Source organism: Mycobacterium toneyamaense (assembly GCF_055384815.1).
Window position 1 is genome coordinate 2,819,395 of record NZ_AP040333.1, and the last position, 16,707, is coordinate 2,836,101.

17 protein-coding genes are annotated in these 16,707 nt (G+C 66.8%); 5 read left to right on the forward strand and 12 right to left on the reverse strand.

The annotated features are described in order from the left end of the window. Position 1: 1 nt before the first annotated feature. From ACZ5IQ_RS13670 to ACZ5IQ_RS13680, 3 genes are read right to left on the reverse strand one after another with little or no spacing between them, the layout of a single operon-like run. The gene (locus ACZ5IQ_RS13670) at positions 2-829 is read right to left on the reverse strand and encodes a thioesterase family protein (protein WP_212811614.1); all 828 of its coding nucleotides are present in this window, start codon (positions 827-829) and stop codon (positions 2-4) included. Continuing rightward, entirely contained in the window at positions 826-3,675 is a 2,850-nt protein-coding gene (locus ACZ5IQ_RS13675) for an MMPL/RND family transporter (RefSeq protein ID WP_212811613.1), read from the reverse strand. The genes ACZ5IQ_RS13670 and ACZ5IQ_RS13675 overlap by 4 nt, the downstream gene beginning before the upstream one ends. After that, entirely contained in the window at positions 3,672-4,103 is a 432-nt protein-coding gene (locus ACZ5IQ_RS13680; protein ID WP_244872570.1) for an MmpS family transport accessory protein, read from the reverse strand. The genes ACZ5IQ_RS13675 and ACZ5IQ_RS13680 overlap by 4 nt, the downstream gene beginning before the upstream one ends. 92 nt (positions 4,104-4,195) lie before the next feature. Here ACZ5IQ_RS13680 and ACZ5IQ_RS13685 point away from each other — a divergent pair, with 92 nt between their 5' ends. Then, positions 4,196-4,822 carry a TetR/AcrR family transcriptional regulator gene (locus ACZ5IQ_RS13685; RefSeq protein ID WP_244872569.1) on the forward strand — a complete coding sequence of 209 codons (627 nt, stop codon included), beginning with the start codon at positions 4,196-4,198 and terminating at the stop codon, positions 4,820-4,822. 3 nt (positions 4,823-4,825) lie between these two features. On the opposite strand, the gene zwf is transcribed toward ACZ5IQ_RS13685, so the two are convergent. The 3 genes from zwf to ACZ5IQ_RS13700 all read right to left on the reverse strand — a co-directional run bounded on the left by zwf (position 4,826) and on the right by ACZ5IQ_RS13700 (position 8,181). After that, the gene (gene zwf, locus ACZ5IQ_RS13690; RefSeq protein WP_064859023.1) at positions 4,826-6,328 is read right to left on the reverse strand and encodes a glucose-6-phosphate dehydrogenase; all 1,503 of its coding nucleotides are present in this window, start codon (positions 6,326-6,328) and stop codon (positions 4,826-4,828) included. Between the two features lie 92 nt (positions 6,329-6,420). Next, on the reverse strand, positions 6,421-7,302 hold the full coding sequence (locus tag ACZ5IQ_RS13695) for a peptidylprolyl isomerase (protein WP_064859001.1): 882 nt from the start codon (positions 7,300-7,302) through the stop codon (positions 6,421-6,423). Between the two features lie 72 nt (positions 7,303-7,374). Then, positions 7,375-8,181 carry a DsbA family protein gene (locus tag ACZ5IQ_RS13700; protein WP_212811611.1) on the reverse strand — a complete coding sequence of 269 codons (807 nt, stop codon included), beginning with the start codon at positions 8,179-8,181 and terminating at the stop codon, positions 7,375-7,377. A 32-nt stretch (positions 8,182-8,213) separates the two neighbouring features. Here ACZ5IQ_RS13700 and ACZ5IQ_RS13705 point away from each other — a divergent pair, with 32 nt between their 5' ends. Together ACZ5IQ_RS13705 and hisS are read left to right on the forward strand one after the other, a co-directional pair. Beyond that, on the forward strand, positions 8,214-8,879 hold the full coding sequence (locus ACZ5IQ_RS13705) for an MBL fold metallo-hydrolase (RefSeq protein WP_064859003.1): 666 nt from the start codon (positions 8,214-8,216) through the stop codon (positions 8,877-8,879). Continuing rightward, positions 8,876-10,135 (forward strand): histidine--tRNA ligase, encoded by a 1,260-nt coding sequence (gene hisS / locus ACZ5IQ_RS13710; protein ID WP_212811610.1) that lies wholly within the window; start codon positions 8,876-8,878, stop codon positions 10,133-10,135. Before ACZ5IQ_RS13705 ends, hisS begins: the two co-directional genes overlap by 4 nt. Positions 10,136-10,234: 99 nt before the next feature. Here hisS and ACZ5IQ_RS13715 read toward each other — a convergent pair whose 3' ends face one another. Together ACZ5IQ_RS13715 and ACZ5IQ_RS13720 are read right to left on the reverse strand one after the other, a co-directional pair. Next, the gene (locus ACZ5IQ_RS13715) at positions 10,235-10,750 is read right to left on the reverse strand and encodes a cytochrome b (protein ID WP_406802688.1); all 516 of its coding nucleotides are present in this window, start codon (positions 10,748-10,750) and stop codon (positions 10,235-10,237) included. Continuing rightward, complete coding sequence (locus ACZ5IQ_RS13720; RefSeq protein WP_406802687.1) at positions 10,747-11,799, reverse strand: catalase family peroxidase; 1,053 nt, start codon at positions 11,797-11,799, stop codon at positions 10,747-10,749. Before ACZ5IQ_RS13720 ends, ACZ5IQ_RS13715 begins: the two co-directional genes overlap by 4 nt. A 44-nt stretch (positions 11,800-11,843) precedes the next feature. Between ACZ5IQ_RS13720 and dtd the strand changes: the two genes are divergently transcribed. Next, entirely contained in the window at positions 11,844-12,284 is a 441-nt protein-coding gene (dtd, locus tag ACZ5IQ_RS13725; protein ID WP_406775792.1) for a D-aminoacyl-tRNA deacylase, read from the forward strand. A 43-nt stretch (positions 12,285-12,327) separates the two neighbouring features. After that, positions 12,328-12,759, forward strand: a complete 432-nt coding sequence (locus ACZ5IQ_RS13730) for a hypothetical protein (RefSeq protein ID WP_020101738.1) — start codon at positions 12,328-12,330, stop codon at positions 12,757-12,759. Positions 12,760-12,763: 4 nt separating this feature from the next. On the opposite strand, the gene ACZ5IQ_RS13735 is transcribed toward ACZ5IQ_RS13730, so the two are convergent. Genes ACZ5IQ_RS13735 through ACZ5IQ_RS13750 form a run of 4 tightly spaced genes read right to left on the reverse strand, consistent with a single transcriptional unit; the run spans position 12,764 to position 16,635 of the window. Next, complete coding sequence (locus tag ACZ5IQ_RS13735) at positions 12,764-13,177, reverse strand: ChaB family protein (protein ID WP_318984472.1); 414 nt, start codon at positions 13,175-13,177, stop codon at positions 12,764-12,766. Between the two features lie 11 nt (positions 13,178-13,188). After that, entirely contained in the window at positions 13,189-13,467 is a 279-nt protein-coding gene (locus tag ACZ5IQ_RS13740; protein ID WP_406802686.1) for a hypothetical protein, read from the reverse strand. Then, positions 13,467-15,575, reverse strand: coding sequence for a catalase (locus ACZ5IQ_RS13745; protein ID WP_406802685.1), 2,109 nt, complete (start codon positions 15,573-15,575; stop codon positions 13,467-13,469). Before ACZ5IQ_RS13745 ends, ACZ5IQ_RS13740 begins: the two co-directional genes overlap by 1 nt. Positions 15,576-15,630: 55 nt before the next feature. Further along, complete coding sequence (locus tag ACZ5IQ_RS13750) at positions 15,631-16,635, reverse strand: alpha/beta hydrolase (RefSeq protein WP_464481354.1); 1,005 nt, start codon at positions 16,633-16,635, stop codon at positions 15,631-15,633. Positions 16,636-16,707 lie beyond the last annotated feature (72 nt).

Genomic DNA, 16,707 nt, shown 5'->3' on the forward strand with positions numbered 1-16,707 from the left:
GTCAGGACCCCAGCGGCAGCATCGCCATTTGGCGACTCTGTACGACCACCTGGCCGTTGGCATCGACGATGAGGTGGTCCTCCTCGAACCAGGTGTCGCCGATGACGGTGGAGCTGGCCATGACTCGCAGCCATCCGGGTGCGGGCCGGCGCCGCAGGTAGGTGGTCAGCTGGACCGTCGGCGTCCATCCGAAGTGTCCGCGGTTCATCGTGACCGGCGGTGTGATGTCACCGGCCATCAGCGCGAAGAGCAAGGTCGCATCTGGATCGGCTTCGTCGGAGGCAAAGGGACGCAACCATATCCGGGTGACAGGCTCGCCTTCGGCGCCGGTCAGGAACGGTGTTGCCGCGTCCAGACGCATGTCGCAGCCCTGCGCGACGTGGACGACGTGCCCCAGCGGATGGTCGGCGGTCACCGGTACCGCATCAGCCGGCGGCTCGACCGTCATGGAGCAGACTTCCAGCGGCACCTGATGGCGCGGCGGCTTCGCATCCAGTTGTCCCAGGGTGACCGAGCACGTGACGGCGACCCGGCCGCGTTGTGACAGCTCGACCTCGACCAGGTTCACCTGTCGGCCGCGTTTGCGGATCGTGGTGCTGAGCCGGACCTCGCCCGGATCGGGCGCGTTGAGGTAGTTGGCGCTCAACGCAATCGGGGCCAGGTCGGCGGCGTCGGGAACACTCTGGCGAGCGGCGGCGGCGCACAGCGCCATCATGCAGCCCCCGTGCACCTTGGGGCCGATGGTCCACCTGCCGTCGATGTTGGCGGTGAACACACCGGAGTCGATCGCGGTGACAGTGGTCAGATCGGTGAAGGGACGCAGCTTCATGCCATCTCCAATTCCGGTGTTGTGCTGGTGGTTTCAGCGGCACGGGCGGGACGGCTCCGGACCTTCAGTGGCCACCAGAACCAGCGTCCGAGCAGTGCCGCGATCGACGGGGTGATCAGGGAGCGCACCACGAAGGTGTCGAACAGCAGGCCGAGTCCGATCGTGGTGCCGATCTGGCCGACCGACCGCAGATCGCTCGCGATCATCGAGATCATGGTGAACGCGAACACCAGGCCGGCGGCGGTGACGACGCCACCGGTGGCGCCGGTGGCACGGATCAGTCCGGTGCGCAGGCCGGCGCTGATCTCCTCCTTGAAGCGGGACACCACCAGCAGGTTGTAGTCGGAGCCGACGGCCAGCAGGACGATGACCGACATGGCGATCACCAGCCACTGCAACTCGATGCCCAGGAAGTACTGCCAGATCAGCACCGACAGACCGAACGACGCGGCCAGCGACAGCACCACGGTGCCGACGATGACGATCGACGCGACCAGGGCCCGGGTGATCAGCAGCATCACCACGAAGATCAGGATGATGGCGGCGAGGGCGGCGATCAGCAGGTCGTAGTGCGCGCCCTGCTGGATGTCCTTGTAGGTCGCGGCGGTACCGCCCAGATAGAACTTCGCGCCGGCCAGCGGCGTGCCCTTGACGGCCTCCTTGGCGGCCTGCAGTTCGGCATCGACGTGCGAAATGCCCTCCAGGGTTGCGGGATCAACGTCATGAGTGACGATGAAGCGGGCCGCCTTGCCGTCGGGGGAGAGCATCAGTTCCATGCCGCGCTGAAAGTCGGGGCTGCTGAACGCTTCTGGCGGCAGGTAGAACATGTCGTCGTTCTTCGCGTCGTCGAACGTCTGACCCATGGCCGCAGCGGTGTCGGTCATGCGTTCCATCTGGGTGACCATGCCGTCGAAAGTGCTGCGCATGGTCTGCATCAGGTTGCGGACGTCCGTGGACAGGCTGATCAGGGGTGGCAGCTGGGCGGCGATCTGCGGCGTCACCACGTCGAGCTTGCCCATGGCGTCCGACAGTGCCCTGGTGTTGTCGGCCAGCCGGTCGAAGCCGTCGGTGGCGTCGAACACCGAGCGCATCGCGTGACAGACCGGAATGTCGAAGCAGTGCGGCTCCCAGTAGAAGTAGTTCCGCAGCGGCCGGAAGAAGTCGTCGAAATCGGCGATCTGGTCCCGCAACTCGGCGGTGGTCGCCGACATGTCCTGCGCGGCAACATCTCCGGCATGCGTGGCATCGGCCAGCTGCACGCTGAGGTCGTGCATGTGCCGCATGATGCCGATCATCGAGGTGAGGTGGTCGGTCATGGTCTGCACGTCGCCGAGGCGGGCCTTCAGGAACTGCAGGTTCTCGTTCATCGAGACGGCCTGCGCGCTGATCTGGAACGGCACCGAGCCGTGTTCCATCGGTGGGCCGAGCGGGCGCGTGATGCTCTGCACCCGGGCGATACCCGGAACCCGGAAGATGTTCTTCGCGATCCGGTCCAGCACCAGCATGTCCCGGGAGTTCCGCAGGTCGTGATCGGCCTCGACCATCAACATGTCGGGGTTCATCCGCGCGGAGGTGAAATGCTCTTCGGCCGCGGCATAGCCGATGTTGGACGGCACGTCTTTCGGTACGTAGAAGCGGTTGTCGTAGTTGGTGCGGTATCCGGGCAATGCCAGCACGCCGACCAGCGCGGCGGCGGTGGCCGCGACCAGGATGGGCCCGGGCCACCGGACCACGGCGGTGCCGACCCGGCGCCAGCCGCGGGTCTTGTTGGCACGCTTGGGGTCCAGCAGCCCGAAGTGGGTGCTGACCACCATCACGGCGGGTGCGAAGGTCAGCGCCATGACCAGGATGACGGTCATCGCGGTCGCACACGGCAGCGCGAGGGTGTTGAAGTAGTTCAGCCGGGTGAACAGCAGGCACATCATGGCGCCGGCGATGGTCAGGCCGGAGCCGAGGATCACGTGGTAGACGCTGGAAAACGTTGAGTAATAGGCGGTTTCCCGGTCCTCGCCGGCATTGCGGGCCTCGTGATAGCGGCCGACCAGGAATATCCAGTAGTCGGTGCCGGCGGCGATCGCGAGCGCGGTCAGCACGCTGACGGCGAAGGTCGACAGACTGATCAACTGGGCATTACCGAGGACGGCGACCAGCCCGCGGGCCATGCTCATCTCGGTCAGTACGACCAGGAGCGCGATGAATGTCGTTGCGATGGAGCGGTATACGACCAGCAGCATCAACGCGATGACGACGAGCGTCACGACCGTCATCTTGACCATGCTCTTGTCGCCGGCCTCGTTGGTGTCGGCGACCAGGGCGGCCTGGCCGGTGACGAACGCCTTGACCCCGGCCGGCGGATGGCTGCGGTCGACGATGTGCCGCACCGCATCCACGGATTCGACACCCTCGGTGGACCCTTGGTCACCGCGCAGGTTCACCTGGACGTAGGCCGCCTTGTGGTCCTCGCTCTCGGATCCGGCCGAGGTGATGCGGTCGCCCCAGAAGTCCTGCACGTGCTCGATGTGTGCGGTGTCCTGCTGGAGCTGGTGCACCAGGTCGCCGTAGTACTGCCGTGCGGTGTTGCCGAGCGCCTGATCCGACTCGATGATGATCATCAGCACGCTGTCGGAATCGAATTCGCCGAATGTGGTGCCGATGTGTTTGGTCGCGATGACCGATGGAGCGTCCTGCGGGGAGAGCGACACGGCGTTGTTCGCGCCGACGACCTCGAGTTTGGGCACCAGCAGGTTGGTGGCCGCGGTGGCTGCCAGCCAGATCAGGATGATCGGCACCGACAGGATGCGGATCAGCCGGGGATAGCGGCCCCGGCTGCTGTGCTGGCCGCTCATGCTGCCTTCACCAGGCAGAACGTGGTCGCCGAAGCGCCGTCGGATGACTGATGGTCACGCAGCTCGCCATTGACCGTGATGCGGCAGGTCAGTCGGCTGCTGTCGCCCTGTGCGACGAGGTTGGCGAACACGCTCGGCACCGTGGTGGTCAGGGTTTTCGACCAGGGCAGTGAGGTGAAGCGCTCGCGTTGCGGCTGGGCCCGCTCGTCGACGTAGCTGATCATCCCGCTGGTGTCGGAGGGTCCGTCCACTTCGTACGTCACGTACTTCGGGATGGTCGAAACGATGTTGTCCGTGCGGGTTTCGGCGGAATGCTGGCTGCCGAACACGCCGTGGAAGCGGTCGATGACGAAACCGCCGACCGTGACGACCCCGACAACCGTCAGCAGCACCCAGCCGCGCCGCGCGGTCTTGAGCAACCAGTTCATGACGAGCACCATACGACTGTATATATACGCATGTATAGTTACGGGCGGTGGCGACCATCACACCTCGTCACGACGACGATTAGGGTGAAGGCATGGCGGGCTCGACACGGCAGCGGAATGTGCGAGGGCAGGGCGCGCTGCTGCGCGACGAAATCCTGGCCGCCGCGATCCGGGTCGTCGACTCATCGGAGTCCACGAACGAGGTGTCGTTGCGGAGCATCGCGCGTGAAGCCGGCATCTCGAACATGTCGGTGTACGCCCATTTCGACAGTCGCGAGGACGTGCTGGCCGCAGTGGCGGAGCTGAGCTGGGATCAGGTGAACCAGGACATCGCCGAGCAGGTGCAGAGCGGCAAGACGCGGCGAGAGCGCCTACTGCTCGGCTGCCGTGCGTATGTCGCGTTCGCCCAACGCTTTCCGTTGCGATACGTCCTGATGGTCAAGGTCGACGAGATCACCCCGTCGGCGCGCCAGGCGCTCGAGGTCGTGACGCGCGGCCTGTTGGCCGCCGGCGGCATGGACCCAGACTCCGAGCCGGGGCCCGACGCGAAGCGGGTGGCCGCGGCGCTGTCGGTCGCGCTGCACGGCGTTGCGATGCTGCACCGCACCGACACGCCGCATCTGTGGATGAGCGATTTCAGCACCTGCGAAATCATCCAGACCATGGTCGACGCGGCCATCCTGCAGCTCGAGCAGGCGGCCGCGGCGCCGCGGCCGTAGCAGCTACTTCTTCTTGGCCTCGCGCCAACCCCGTTCGAACGGCAGCCGCCAGGCGTTGGGCGCGATCAGTTGGTGGATGGCGTTGGGGCCCCAGGTACCGGGCTGGTAGTTCTTGACCGGCGGCGGATCCGCCAGCAGCGCAGCCGAATTCGCCCACAGGGACTCGATGCCCTCGGCAGTGGTGAACAGTGTGTGGTCGCCGCGCATGGCGTCGAGGATCAACCGCTCGTAGGCCTCCAGTACCTGGTCGGCGCCGTCGGCCTCGGTGGCCGAGAACTGCATCGAAAGCTTCTCGAGCTTCATGCCCGGCCCGGGCCGCTTGCCGTAGAACGACAGTGACACCTTCGAGTTGTCGGCCAGGTCGAAGGTCAGGTGGTCGGGTCCCTGGGAACCGACGCCCGAACCCGACGGGAACATGGTGCGCGGCGCCTCCTTGAAGGCGATCGAGATGATGCGCATGCCCTCGGCCATCTTCTTGCCGGTGCGTAGGTAGATCGGCACGCCGGCCCAGCGCCAGTTGTCGATGCCGACCTTCAAGGCGATGAATGTCTCCGTATCGGAATCCCTTGCCACGCCCTCGAGTTCGCGGTAGCCGGTGAACTGCCCACGGACGACGTCGGACACCTTCACCGGCAGCATGGACCGGAAGACCTTGTTCTTCTCCTCGCTGATGGCGCGCGGTTCCAGCGCCGTCGGCGGCTCCATCACCACGAACGCCATCACCTGGAACAGGTGGGTGACCACCATGTCCTTGTAGGCGCCGGTGCTCTCGTAGAAGTTGGCGCGGGCATCCAGCCCGAGCATCTCGGGAATGTCGATCTGGATGTGGTCGATGAAGTTGCGATTCCAGATCGGCTCGAACAGGCCGTTGGCGAACCGGAACGCCAGGATGTTCTGCGCGGCTTCCTTGCCCAGAAAGTGGTCGATCCGGAAAATCTGTGCCTCGTCGAACGTTTCGTGAACGAAGTTGTTGAGTTCGACGGCGCTGGCCAGGTCGGTCCCGAACGGCTTCTCCATGACGACGCGGGAGCGCTCGACCAGGCCGGCCTCGTCCAGGGTCGCGATGACGGCGCGCGCAGCTTTGGGTGGTACCGAAAGATAGTGCAGGCGGCGCACATTCGGGCCCAGTTTCTTCTCCGCGGCGGCCACCGCAGCCGCCAGACCAGACGGCCCGGCGCTCTGCGGGACGTAGGTGAGCGTCGCGGCGAACCGTTCCCACTGTTCGTCGGTCAGGTGGTGGCTGCCGAATTCGTCGATCGCGGCCTTGGCCAGCGCGCGGAACTCGTCGATCGTCAGGTCCTCCAACGAGGTGCCGACGATCTGGATGTCGGGTGCCAGTTCGGACTGGTCCAGATAGGCCAGACCTGGCAGCAGTTTGCGTTTGGCGAGGTCGCCGGTCGCGCCGAACAGCACGATCACGTGTGGATCGACGGCGACATCGTCGTGGCGGTTCGGCCGCGAGCCGGGCGCCGGGTACGAGATGGTCTGCGGTTTGGTGTTCGCCACGATCCGCATGATTCCACCGCTGCCGGGTCCGCGCAGGGCCTAACACGAAGAAGGCCCGGTCACCGTGGTGACCGGGCCTTCTTCGTGAACTGTCAGTCGAGCTGGATGTACTTCACCGTGACCGGCTGCGCGGGCTTGCCGTCGCCGCCGCCGCCCTCGATGCCGTTCTGGGCGATCTTGTCCAGGGTGGCCAGGCCGGTCGCGTCGACGGTGCCGAACGCGGTGTAGCCCGGAGGCAGCTGCGAATCCTGGTAGACCAGGAAGAACTGGCTGCCGTTGGTGTTCGGGCCGGCGTTGGCCATCGCGAGCGTGCCGCGCGGGTAGACGACCGGCTGGCTCAGCGCGGGGCTGTCGGGCTGGTACTGGTTCGTCGGGTACTCGTTGGCGAACTGGTAGCCGGGGCCGCCCATGCCGGAGCCCGTCGGGTCACCGCACTGCAGGACGTCCAGGCCGCCCTTGGTGAGCCGGTGGCAGGGGGTGTCGTTGAAGTAGCCCTGCTGCGCCAGGCTGGCGAAGCTGTTGACGGTGCACGGCGCCTTGGCGTTGTCCAGCGTCAGGCCCAGGTTGCCCTGATTGGTGCTCATGCTGGCCGTCACCGTCGGCGGGGTGGTCGGGATCTTGCCGGTGCGCGGCGGGTTGACCTTCTTGCTGGCCTGCTCCGACGACGCCGGGTACTGGCAGTTCTCACCGAGGCCGGCGGGCGCCACGAACGGCGGCAGCTTGCCGTCGGCGGGCGGGTTCTGCGCCGGGGCGGTCGAGCTCTCGGTCGATGCCGAGGCCGTCGCCGACGAGGAGTCGGAGTCCTTGTTGAGGTAGATGACACCAAAGACGGCGCCGCCGATCACCGCGAGCACCGCGACCACCGACGCGGCGATGGTGATGATGCGCTGCTTGCGGGCCTTCTCGGCCCGGCGCTCCAACTGCCGTTCCAGCTTGCGCTTGGCGGTCTCCCGCCGTTGTTCATTCGTCGGCACCGCCGAAGCCCTCCTCGTCACGGTCGGGGGAATTGCCCCGACGTACAGCTGGTCGGCACCGAGTGTGCCAGGTCACCCTGAGACGTTCTTGAGCTGGTCCAGCAGCGCCTGCGGATCGGGATGCAGCAGCACGGCGTCCCCGATATCGGTGCCGTTGAGCAGGACCGTCGGCGTCGAGCTGATGCCCGAGCTCTTCACCGCGCTGTTGACCATGTCGCGGTACTTGCCGCCGGTGATGCAATCGGCGACCGAATCCGGGGCGCCGGTCTTCTTCGCCTGTTCGACCAGCTCGTCGTCGGCCGGGAACGTCTGCGCCGACTCGTCGGGTTGATGCGCGAACAGCGCGGCATGGAATCGCTGGAACGCCGCGGTGTCGGCGTCGGCCACGCAGTACGCCGCCGCGCCGGCCCGTACCGAGTACGACGTCAGGTCGCCACGGCCCAGGATCGAAACCATGGTGTAGTCCACGGCGACGCGGCCGTCGGTGATCAGCTTGCCGATGGTCGGGCCGTAGACCTGCTCGAACCGGCCGCAGAACGGGCACAGGAAGTCCTCGTAGACCGTGAGCGTGGCCTTCGGCTCGGAGCTGCCCGGCTTGGTGACGACGTTGGGCGCCGCGAGGCGGATCGAGCGCAGCGGCGTCGGACCGGAGTCAGCGGACGATGTCTCGGCGGCCCCCCCGACGGGCACGTTCTTGTGCCGAAGCACGATGACGGCGGCGACGCCGGCCGCGATCAGCGCGATGACGGCGATCACGGCGAACATCACCCAGCCGGTGCGGGACTTCTTCGGTGGCGGAAAGCCCGGAACGTATTGCGGCGCACCGTAGTACTGGGGCTGGTCGGGCGGCGGGGGTCCCCACGGTCCTGGCTGCGTCATGGAGGCAGTTTCCCACGTGGGAAAATGGCTACGTGTTGTTGACGGGGTTTCCGGCCGGGATGTTGCAGTGCAACTGCTACATCCTCGCGGCGCGCGCCGGGTCGGACGCCATCATCGTCGACCCGGGCCAGCGGGCCATGGGCCGCATCCGCGAAATCCTGGATGAGAACCGGCTCACCCCGTCGGCGGTGCTGCTCACCCACGGCCACGTCGACCACATCTGGTCGGCGCAGAAGGTGGCGGACACCTACGGCTGCCCGGTGTACATCCACCCCGAGGACCGGTTCATGCTGACCGATCCCATCAAGGGGTTCGGTCCGCGGTTGGCGCAGCTGGCGTTCGGGGTGCTCTTCTCCGAGCCCAAGCAGGTCGTCGAACTCGACCGCGACGGTGACAAGCTCTACCTGGGCGGCATCACCGTGACGGTGGACCACACGCCGGGGCACACCCGGGGCTCGGTGGTGTTCCGCGTGACCGACGGTCCCGCCGAACTGGCATTCACCGGCGACACCTTGTTCAAGCAGTCGGTGGGCCGCACCGATCTCCCGGGCGGCAGCGGCCGGGACCTGCTGAACTCGATCGTGACAAAACTGTTGGTGCTCGACGACGACACCGTGGTACTACCTGGGCACGGCCCACAGACCACGATCGGCGCCGAACGCCGTACCAACCCATTCCTCGAAGGCTTATCAAGTTGAGCGATTTTCAGGCGCCCAAGGGCGTCCCGGATTACCTGCCCCCGGACTCGGCGGAATTTGTCGCGGTACGTGACGGACTGCTGAACGTCGCGCGGTTGGCCGGGTACGGCCACATCGAGCTGCCGGTCTTCGAGGACACCGCGCTGTTCGCCCGCGGTGTGGGCGAGTCCACCGACGTGGTGTCGAAGGAGATGTACACCTTCGCCGACCGCGGCGACCGCTCCGTCACGCTGCGGCCCGAAGGCACCGCCGGCGTCATGCGGGCCGTCATCGAACACGGACTGGACCGCGGAGCGCTGCCGGCCAAGCTGCGGTACTCCGGACCGTTCTTCCGGTACGAGCGGCCGCAGGCCGGCCGGTACCGCCAGCTGCAGCAGGTGGGAGTCGAGGCCATCGGCATCGACGACCCGGCGCTCGACGCCGAGGTGATCGCCGTGGCCGACGCCGGCTTCCGCTCGCTGGGCCTCGACGGCTTCCGCTTGGAGATCACGTCGCTGGGCGACGACACCTGCCGCCCGCAGTACCGGAAGCTGTTGCAGGACTTCCTGTTCAAGCTCGACCTCGACGAGGACACGCGGCGCCGCGCGGAGATCAATCCGCTGCGGGTGCTCGACGACAAGCGGCCGCACGTCAAGGAGATGACGGCCGACGCCCCGGTGATGCTCGATCACCTGTCGGAGGCCGCCAAGGAGCACTTCGACACCGTGCTGGCGCACCTGGACGCTCTCGGCGTGCCGTACGTCATCAACCCGCGCATGGTCCGCGGCCTGGACTACTACACCAAGACCACGTTCGAGTTCGTGCACGACGGCCTCGGCGCGCAGTCCGGCATCGGTGGCGGTGGCCGCTACGACGGCCTCATGAAGCAGCTGGGCGGGCAGGACCTGTCCGGCATCGGCTTCGGCCTCGGTGTGGACCGCACGGTGCTGGCGCTCAAGGCCGAGGGCAAGACGGTGGCGTCTCCGGCGGCTGTCGATGTGTACGCCGTGCCGCTGGGTGCGCCGGCCAAGCTGGAATTGGCGAAGATCGTTGCGGCCCTGCGTGGTTCGGGTGTGCGTACCGACATGTGTTACGGCGACCGCGGCCTCAAGGGTGCGATGAAGGCCGCCGACCGCTCCGGCGCCAAGGTGGCCCTGGTCGCGGGTGACCGCGACATCGAGGCCGGCACCGTGGGCGTCAAGAACCTGTCGAACGGTGAGCAGGTCGATGTGCCCATCGCCGACGTCGCCGCCCGAGTGGCCGCACTGCTTCCTTAGCTGCGTATTTTGGGGCCGCTCGTCAGCGCTGAGCGTCCCCAAAATGCACGCCCGACACGGCGTGTCGGTGTACAAACACGGCCGCTCGCGGGAGAAGGCTCAGTGGGTCATGCGGCGGAGCATGCCGTCGCGCAATGTCAGGGTGTGGAACAGGATGGCGCTGACGTGTGCCGCGATGGCGGCCACCAACAGGTAGGCCACCACTGAATGTGCCTGCCGCAGAACGCCGTACAGGTCGCCGTCGAAGGGGACGAGGCCGGGTAGCGTCAGTCCGAAGGCCCGCACCGGGGTGCCCGAAGCCGACACCATGGCCCAGCCGACCAGTGGCTGCGCCAGCAGCATGGCGTACATCGCCAGTTCGGACCCGGCGATCAACTTGCCTTCCAGCGGTCCCACCGTGTCGGGCCACTTCGGCGGCTTGTGGGTGAATCTGTTTGCCGCCCGGACGATCACGATGACCAGGACGCTGATGCCCAGCGTCATGTGGACGGCGACCAGGGCCCCGTGGGAACCGATCCGGTTGGTCATGGTGAAGCCGATCAACAACGCGGCGAACACGGCGACCGCGGTCAGCCAGTGCAACACCCGGGTGCGGACGGGGAAGCGGCCGGTCATGGCACAACCTGAACGGCCGGAGCGCTTTTCGGCTCGATGGTCCGGGCCCGGTACGACCCGGCGTACACCGCCGACCGCGCGCTGAGCAGCGGGTCGTCGGACGGTTCGATGCCGTCGGGCAGGACCAGCGGATCGAAGTTGATGTCGCGGGCGTTGCCGGCGGCATCGGTCTGGGCTTCGGTGAGCGTCAGGACGCCCGCGTCGATGACCTGCCGGTCGGCCGGCCACGGCAGTGTCGGGTCGGTCGGATCGCCGTCCCGTCCGACCGTCAGTCGCAGATTCCACTGCAGCGGAGCCTTTTTCAACTGCAGGATCAGCGCGTCGAACAACGCGTTGGGATCGTCGGACTTCGGTGGCAGCGCCGTCTGCTGCGGTACGAACGACCAGCGGACCGGCGTGCGGACGCCGGCCTGGCTAACCAGATAGAACTTGTGCAGACCCGCGAATGTGCTGTCGGCGAAACCCGGCGTGGGCGGGCTCTTCTTGACCAATGCCATCGCGGCCGCGGTCTCGGGGTGCCGGCCGAGGAAGTCGGCCATGACCTTCGGGTCGGGCTTGCCGTCGGCGACCGGTTTGGAGGCCAGCAGCCGGTCGTAGAAGCCCTGTGGTGAATTGTCTAGGAACACCGGGATGTTGAGCATCGCGGTCCGCCACTGGCCGGGGCCGGGGAAGCCGATGGCCAGGCCGAGCCCGCGTGCGGCGCCGGGAGTATCGGCGACGGTCGGGTTGCCGCCGGCCAGCGAGAACCGACCGGAGACGGGCATCTCACCCGGACCGAAGACCGCGGCGCGGGACAGGGCGGCGGCGTTGCCGTTGCTCATGAAATGGCCGACCACCGAGACGCCCTTGGCGTGGTTCTTCCGGAAGCCGGGGTGGGCGCCGAAGACGCTCCGGAAACCGTCCAGGAACGTCTGGCGGGTCAGCGTGCCGGCGCGGCTGGTGTACGCGACGAGTCCGAGGTCGACGGCGAGGAACGCCCCGACGGCGCCGAGGCCGACCAGGACCGAACGCCGGGTCAGGGGAGTACCGCGCCAGGATGGGCCGTCCATGACCACCACAGGTACCACAAACTGCTGTGGCAACATCTGCGAACGTGCGGGTACTGGTGCAGCGGGTGACGTCGGCGCGGGTGACTGTCGACGGGCAGACCGTCGGTGAGATCACCCCGAACCCTCAGGGCCTGGTGGCGCTCGTCGGTCTGACACATACCGACGACGCCGCGGTGGTGCGCAAGATGGCCGACAAACTGTGGCGGCTGCGCATCCTCGACGGCGAGCTCAGCGCCGCTGACGCCGGCGCCCCGATCCTCGTGGTCAGTCAGTTCACCCTGTATGCCGACACTGCCAAGGGACGCCGCCCGTCCTGGAACGCCGCGGCTCCCGGGCCGGTCGCCGAGCCGCTCGTCGACGAGTTCGCTGCGGCACTGCGGGCGCTGGGCGCCGAGGTCGCGACCGGGCGGTTCGGCGCCCATATGCACGTCGAGCTCGTCAACGACGGGCCGGTGACAGTGCTGCTGGAGCTGCAGGCGGGGTGATACGTCTGATGCAGGGTGTAACAGTCCGGTACGGTCAGTCGATATGACCGGCATGCGTAAAGCGACAGTCAAGTTGTCAGTGGTGTGTGGCGCGGCAGCAGTGGCGGCCGCTGGGCTGATGGCGCCGGTGGCGTCTGCCGCCCCGGCCGGCCACGAGGTCCGGTACACGCTGTCGGTGGGCGGCCCGGCCACCTTCGACCTGCTCTATCTGGTCAATCAGCCGGCGAACAAGGCCGCCTACAACGCCGACGCCTACGCCTACCTCAAGCGCGAGACGGTCACCGTCGGTCCGGACGCCCCGTGGGTGTTCACCACGACGCTCGCCGACCCGCAGTGGGCCATCTTCACCGTCAGCAGCACCACGCACGGTGGCCAGGCCGCCCCGGACTCGACGTGCGACATCGCGGTCGACGGGCAGTCGGCAGCGCACCAGACCGCGCCGTACAACGTGCAGTGCCAGCTCGGTCAGTGGTAGTCCGCTAGCGGCGGCTCGCCCGCCGGTTGGCCTTCTCGATCGCGTCGACCAATTCGTCCTTGTTCATCGTCGACCGGCCCCGGATGTCGAGCCGGCGCGCGACGTCCATGAGATGTTTCTTGGTGGCCTGGGTGTCAACGCCCTCGGCGGTCTTGCCGCGGGCGTTGGGCCCGCCGCTGCGCGCCCGCTCGTCCGAGGGGCCCTTGTGGTCCTTCTTCTCCCAGTGGTCGCCGACCTTCTCGTAGCTGTGCTTCAGGGCTGAGTACGCGACGCGGTGGGCGCGTTCACCTTCGCCGTATTCCTCGGCCGCCGAGTCGTGTGCTTTCGCAAACGTGCGTTGCGCCTTGGGACTCGACTTCTGCAGTGTGCTGGGCAGCTCACTCTTCTTGGCTTGCCCTGTCTTCGTGGTCTTCGGCATGACACTCCTCCTCACGGTGTTTGATTGGTGTCCGAATCGTCGTCCACGACGGGGAAGAACGAGGCGTCCTCCTCGGTGTCCGGCCGGACCGGGCCGTCGAGCACATCGGGCTCCTCGGCGGCGAGCTTGTCGTCGAGCGATTCGCCCTGCTCGGCTTCGTCTTCGAGCAGACCGAATTGATCGGCTCCATGCCAGCCTTCGGGTGGCTCGACGGTTTGGTCGCCGTCGCGGTTGTGCAATTCGTCGGAGTCGGTGGACTCGCTCGGGGTGAGCATGTTGTCGTCAGACATCAGGCAGGCACCGCTTCCGTCGCCCGGTTCCAGGTCCGGTGCCGCCGGATCGTGTCGACGAACGCCTCGATGAACAGTTCGTCGAGCGAGCCGCCGTGCGATGTCGTAGTGACAACGCCTCTGTCCGTGTGGGTTTCGGCCAGTCCGGCGGATTCGGGATTGATCCCCGCGGCGCGCAGCAAGCCGACACCCGCACCGAACGCGGCGATGGGCTTCAGGTGCTTGTAGGCCTCGGTGACGAAATGGATCGCCGAACCGTCCTGTGCGAGCAGCTCGACGGAGTTCTGCGGTCCCGGCACCAGCACCGCGTCGTACAGCGTCGACGACGTGGTGTTGAGCCCGAGATCCACGCCGAGTTCCTGGCCGGTGTCGGTCGCGATGGTGCCGCCACCGATCAGGCCGATGATGTCGACGGTGGCGCCCAACTCCCTGAGCGCGGCGGCGGTCCGCTCGGTGCCGCGCAGGTCCACGCCGTCGGCGGCCAGGACGGCGATCCGGCGGCTGACGATGGAATCGGTCGCGGTGTTCATCTGCGACAGCGCCGGCGACGGCGTCACATGGTCGGGGACGGCGACCTCGTCCGGCGCCAGCAGTCCGAGCTTGGCGGCGACCCGCTCGGCCAGCTCGTGGTCGATCATGTTGAGCTGTGCGATGACTCGTTCACGGATGCCGGTCTCGGGGCCGACCTTGCCGAGTTCGAACGAGAATGCGGCGACGATGTGGTCCTTCTCGACGGTCGACATGCTCAGCCAGAACATCCGGGCCTGGCTGTAGTGGTCCTTGAAACTCTCTGCGCGGCTGCGGATCTTGCGACCGTCGACGCGTTCGGTGTAGTGCCGGTAGGCGTCTTCGTCGGCCAGCGCGGGACAGCCACCGCCGAGGTTGTTCTTGAGGTAACTCGTGGCGCCCTGGGGGATGGTGTGCTGGCCGTAGCCGTCGCGCTGATTGTTGGTCACCGCTGCGATGGGCCGGTTGACCGGCAACTGCGCGAAATTCGGCCCGCCCAAGCGGATCAGCTGGGTGTCCAGGTATGAGAAATTGCGGAGCTGCAGCAGGGGATCGTTGGTGAAGTCGATACCCGGCACCACATTGGCGGTGTGAAACGCGACCTGTTCGGTCTCGGCGAAGAAGTTGTCCGGGTTGCGGTCGAGCACCATCCGGCCGACCGGGATCACCGGAACCCGTTCCTCTGGAACAAGTTTGGTCGCGTCGAGCAGATCGAACGGGAAGGCGAACTCGTCGGACTCGGGGATCAGCTGAACGCCCAGCTCCCACTCGGGGTATTGGCCGGCCTCGATGGCGTCCCACAGGTCGCGGCGATTGAAGTCCGGATCCTTACCGGCGATCTGCTGGCATTCCTCCCAGAGCAGTGAGTGCACACCGAGTTTCGGCGTCCAGTGGAATTTCACGAAGACGCCCTCGCCGGCCGCGTTCACCAGCCGGAAGGTGTGCACGCCGAAGCCCTGCATCATTCGGTAGCTGCGCGGCAGGGCGCGGTCGGACATCAGCCACATGATGGTGTGCAGCGTTTCCGGCTGCAGCGACACGAAGTCCCACAGCGTGTTGTGGGCAGACGCGGCTTGCGGAATCTCGTTGTGCGGCTCCGGCTTCACCGCGTGGACGAAGTCGGGGAACTTGATGCCGTCCTGGATGAAGAAGACGGGGAAGTTGTTGCCGACGAGGTCGTAGTTGCCTTGCTCGGTGTAGAACTTGGTGGCGAAGCCGCGGACGTCGCGTACGGTGTCGGCGGAGCCGCGGGACCCCGCGACGGTGGAGAAGCGCACGAACACCGGTGTGCGCAGGCCCGGCGTGGTCAGGAATTTCGCCGTGGTGAAGTCGGCCAGCGAATCGTCGTACGGCTCGAAGTACCCGTAGGCCCCCGCGCCGCGTGCGTGCACGACCCGCTCGGGAATGCGTTCGTGGTCGAAGTGGGTGATCTTCTCCCGCGCGTGGAAATCCTCCATCAGGGTCGGGCCGCGCTCACCTGCGGTGAGGGCGTCGTCGGTGTGCGGAACCCGCACCCCCTGTTGGGTGGTCAGGTACCCCGCATTGTTGTCGACCCGCGTGGCCTCGAGTTGCTCTTGCTTTGCATTCGATGTTTTGTCCACCGTGTCTGGTTACCCAGCGCGATGGTCAACAAACGCGGCGGTGGGCAGCCCTGATTCACAATGATGCGGCCGACGGATAGTCCGCTGCGTCGAGGTTCGCCGCGGGCGTGACCTGCTTGACGAACTCGCCGATGTAGTGGATCGCCCGCCGCCCTTCGGGCAGGACGGGAGCGGCAAGCGGAAAGTCGTGGATCTGCCCGTCCCACATGTGAAGTTCGCACTGTGCCCCCGCGGCGGTCAACCGCTCGTACATCAGTTCCGCGTCGGGCCGGAGAAACTCGTCGCTGCTGACGTGGATCAACACCGGCGGCATCCGGCGCAGGTCCGCGTCGACGGGCGAGGCGATCGGCTGCCCGGACGGATTCTTCTCACCGTGCGCGGCGACGTAGCGCATGAACGACGTCATGGCGCGTGCCGTGAACATGGCGCACCGGTCCTTGCCGCTGGGGGATTTGTCGCGCGGCTTCAGCGTCGTCAGAGGGGAGATGGCGGCCACGCCGGCGGTGGGCGGGTTACCGTCCCGAAGCAGATCGGCGGCGGTCTGCAGGGCCAGATATCCGCCCGCAGAATCTCCGGCCACCACGATGTCGGACCAGCGGTAGCCGCGGCGCAGCAGCCAGCGGAGCCCGTCGGCCGCGTCTGCCAGTGCCGCCGACAGTCCGTGAGCGGGCAACATGCGATAGCCGACATTGAGTACTTCGGCGCCTGCGCTGCGGGACAGCTGGGCGGCAAAGGATCGGTGCGTGTTGAGACCACAGGTGAGAAACGCCCCGCCGTGTAGGTAGAGGATGGCGCGCCGGGCCGACGAGTCGGTGGTGCCGATCAATTCGGCCCGGCAAGACGGCAGTCGGACTGGCTCAACCGTCGCCGATCTCGGCAGCGGGGCCAGCGCGGCGACCTGATCGATGGCACTGAAGGGCCAGTGCAGATTCGGCTGCAGGGCCCACATCCGTACCGCGTTCTTCACGAACACCCGGCAGAAGGCGCCGATTGCCTGAGATTGTGGGCTGCGTCGGCGGTGATGGTGCCGTACTCCCTGGCCATGCCGAATATTTCGCATTGTGATCAACTCCTGGGCACTCGATACCCACGCCGGATTTTGATCAAACGTTGCGCCGGAGCAGGTTTCCGA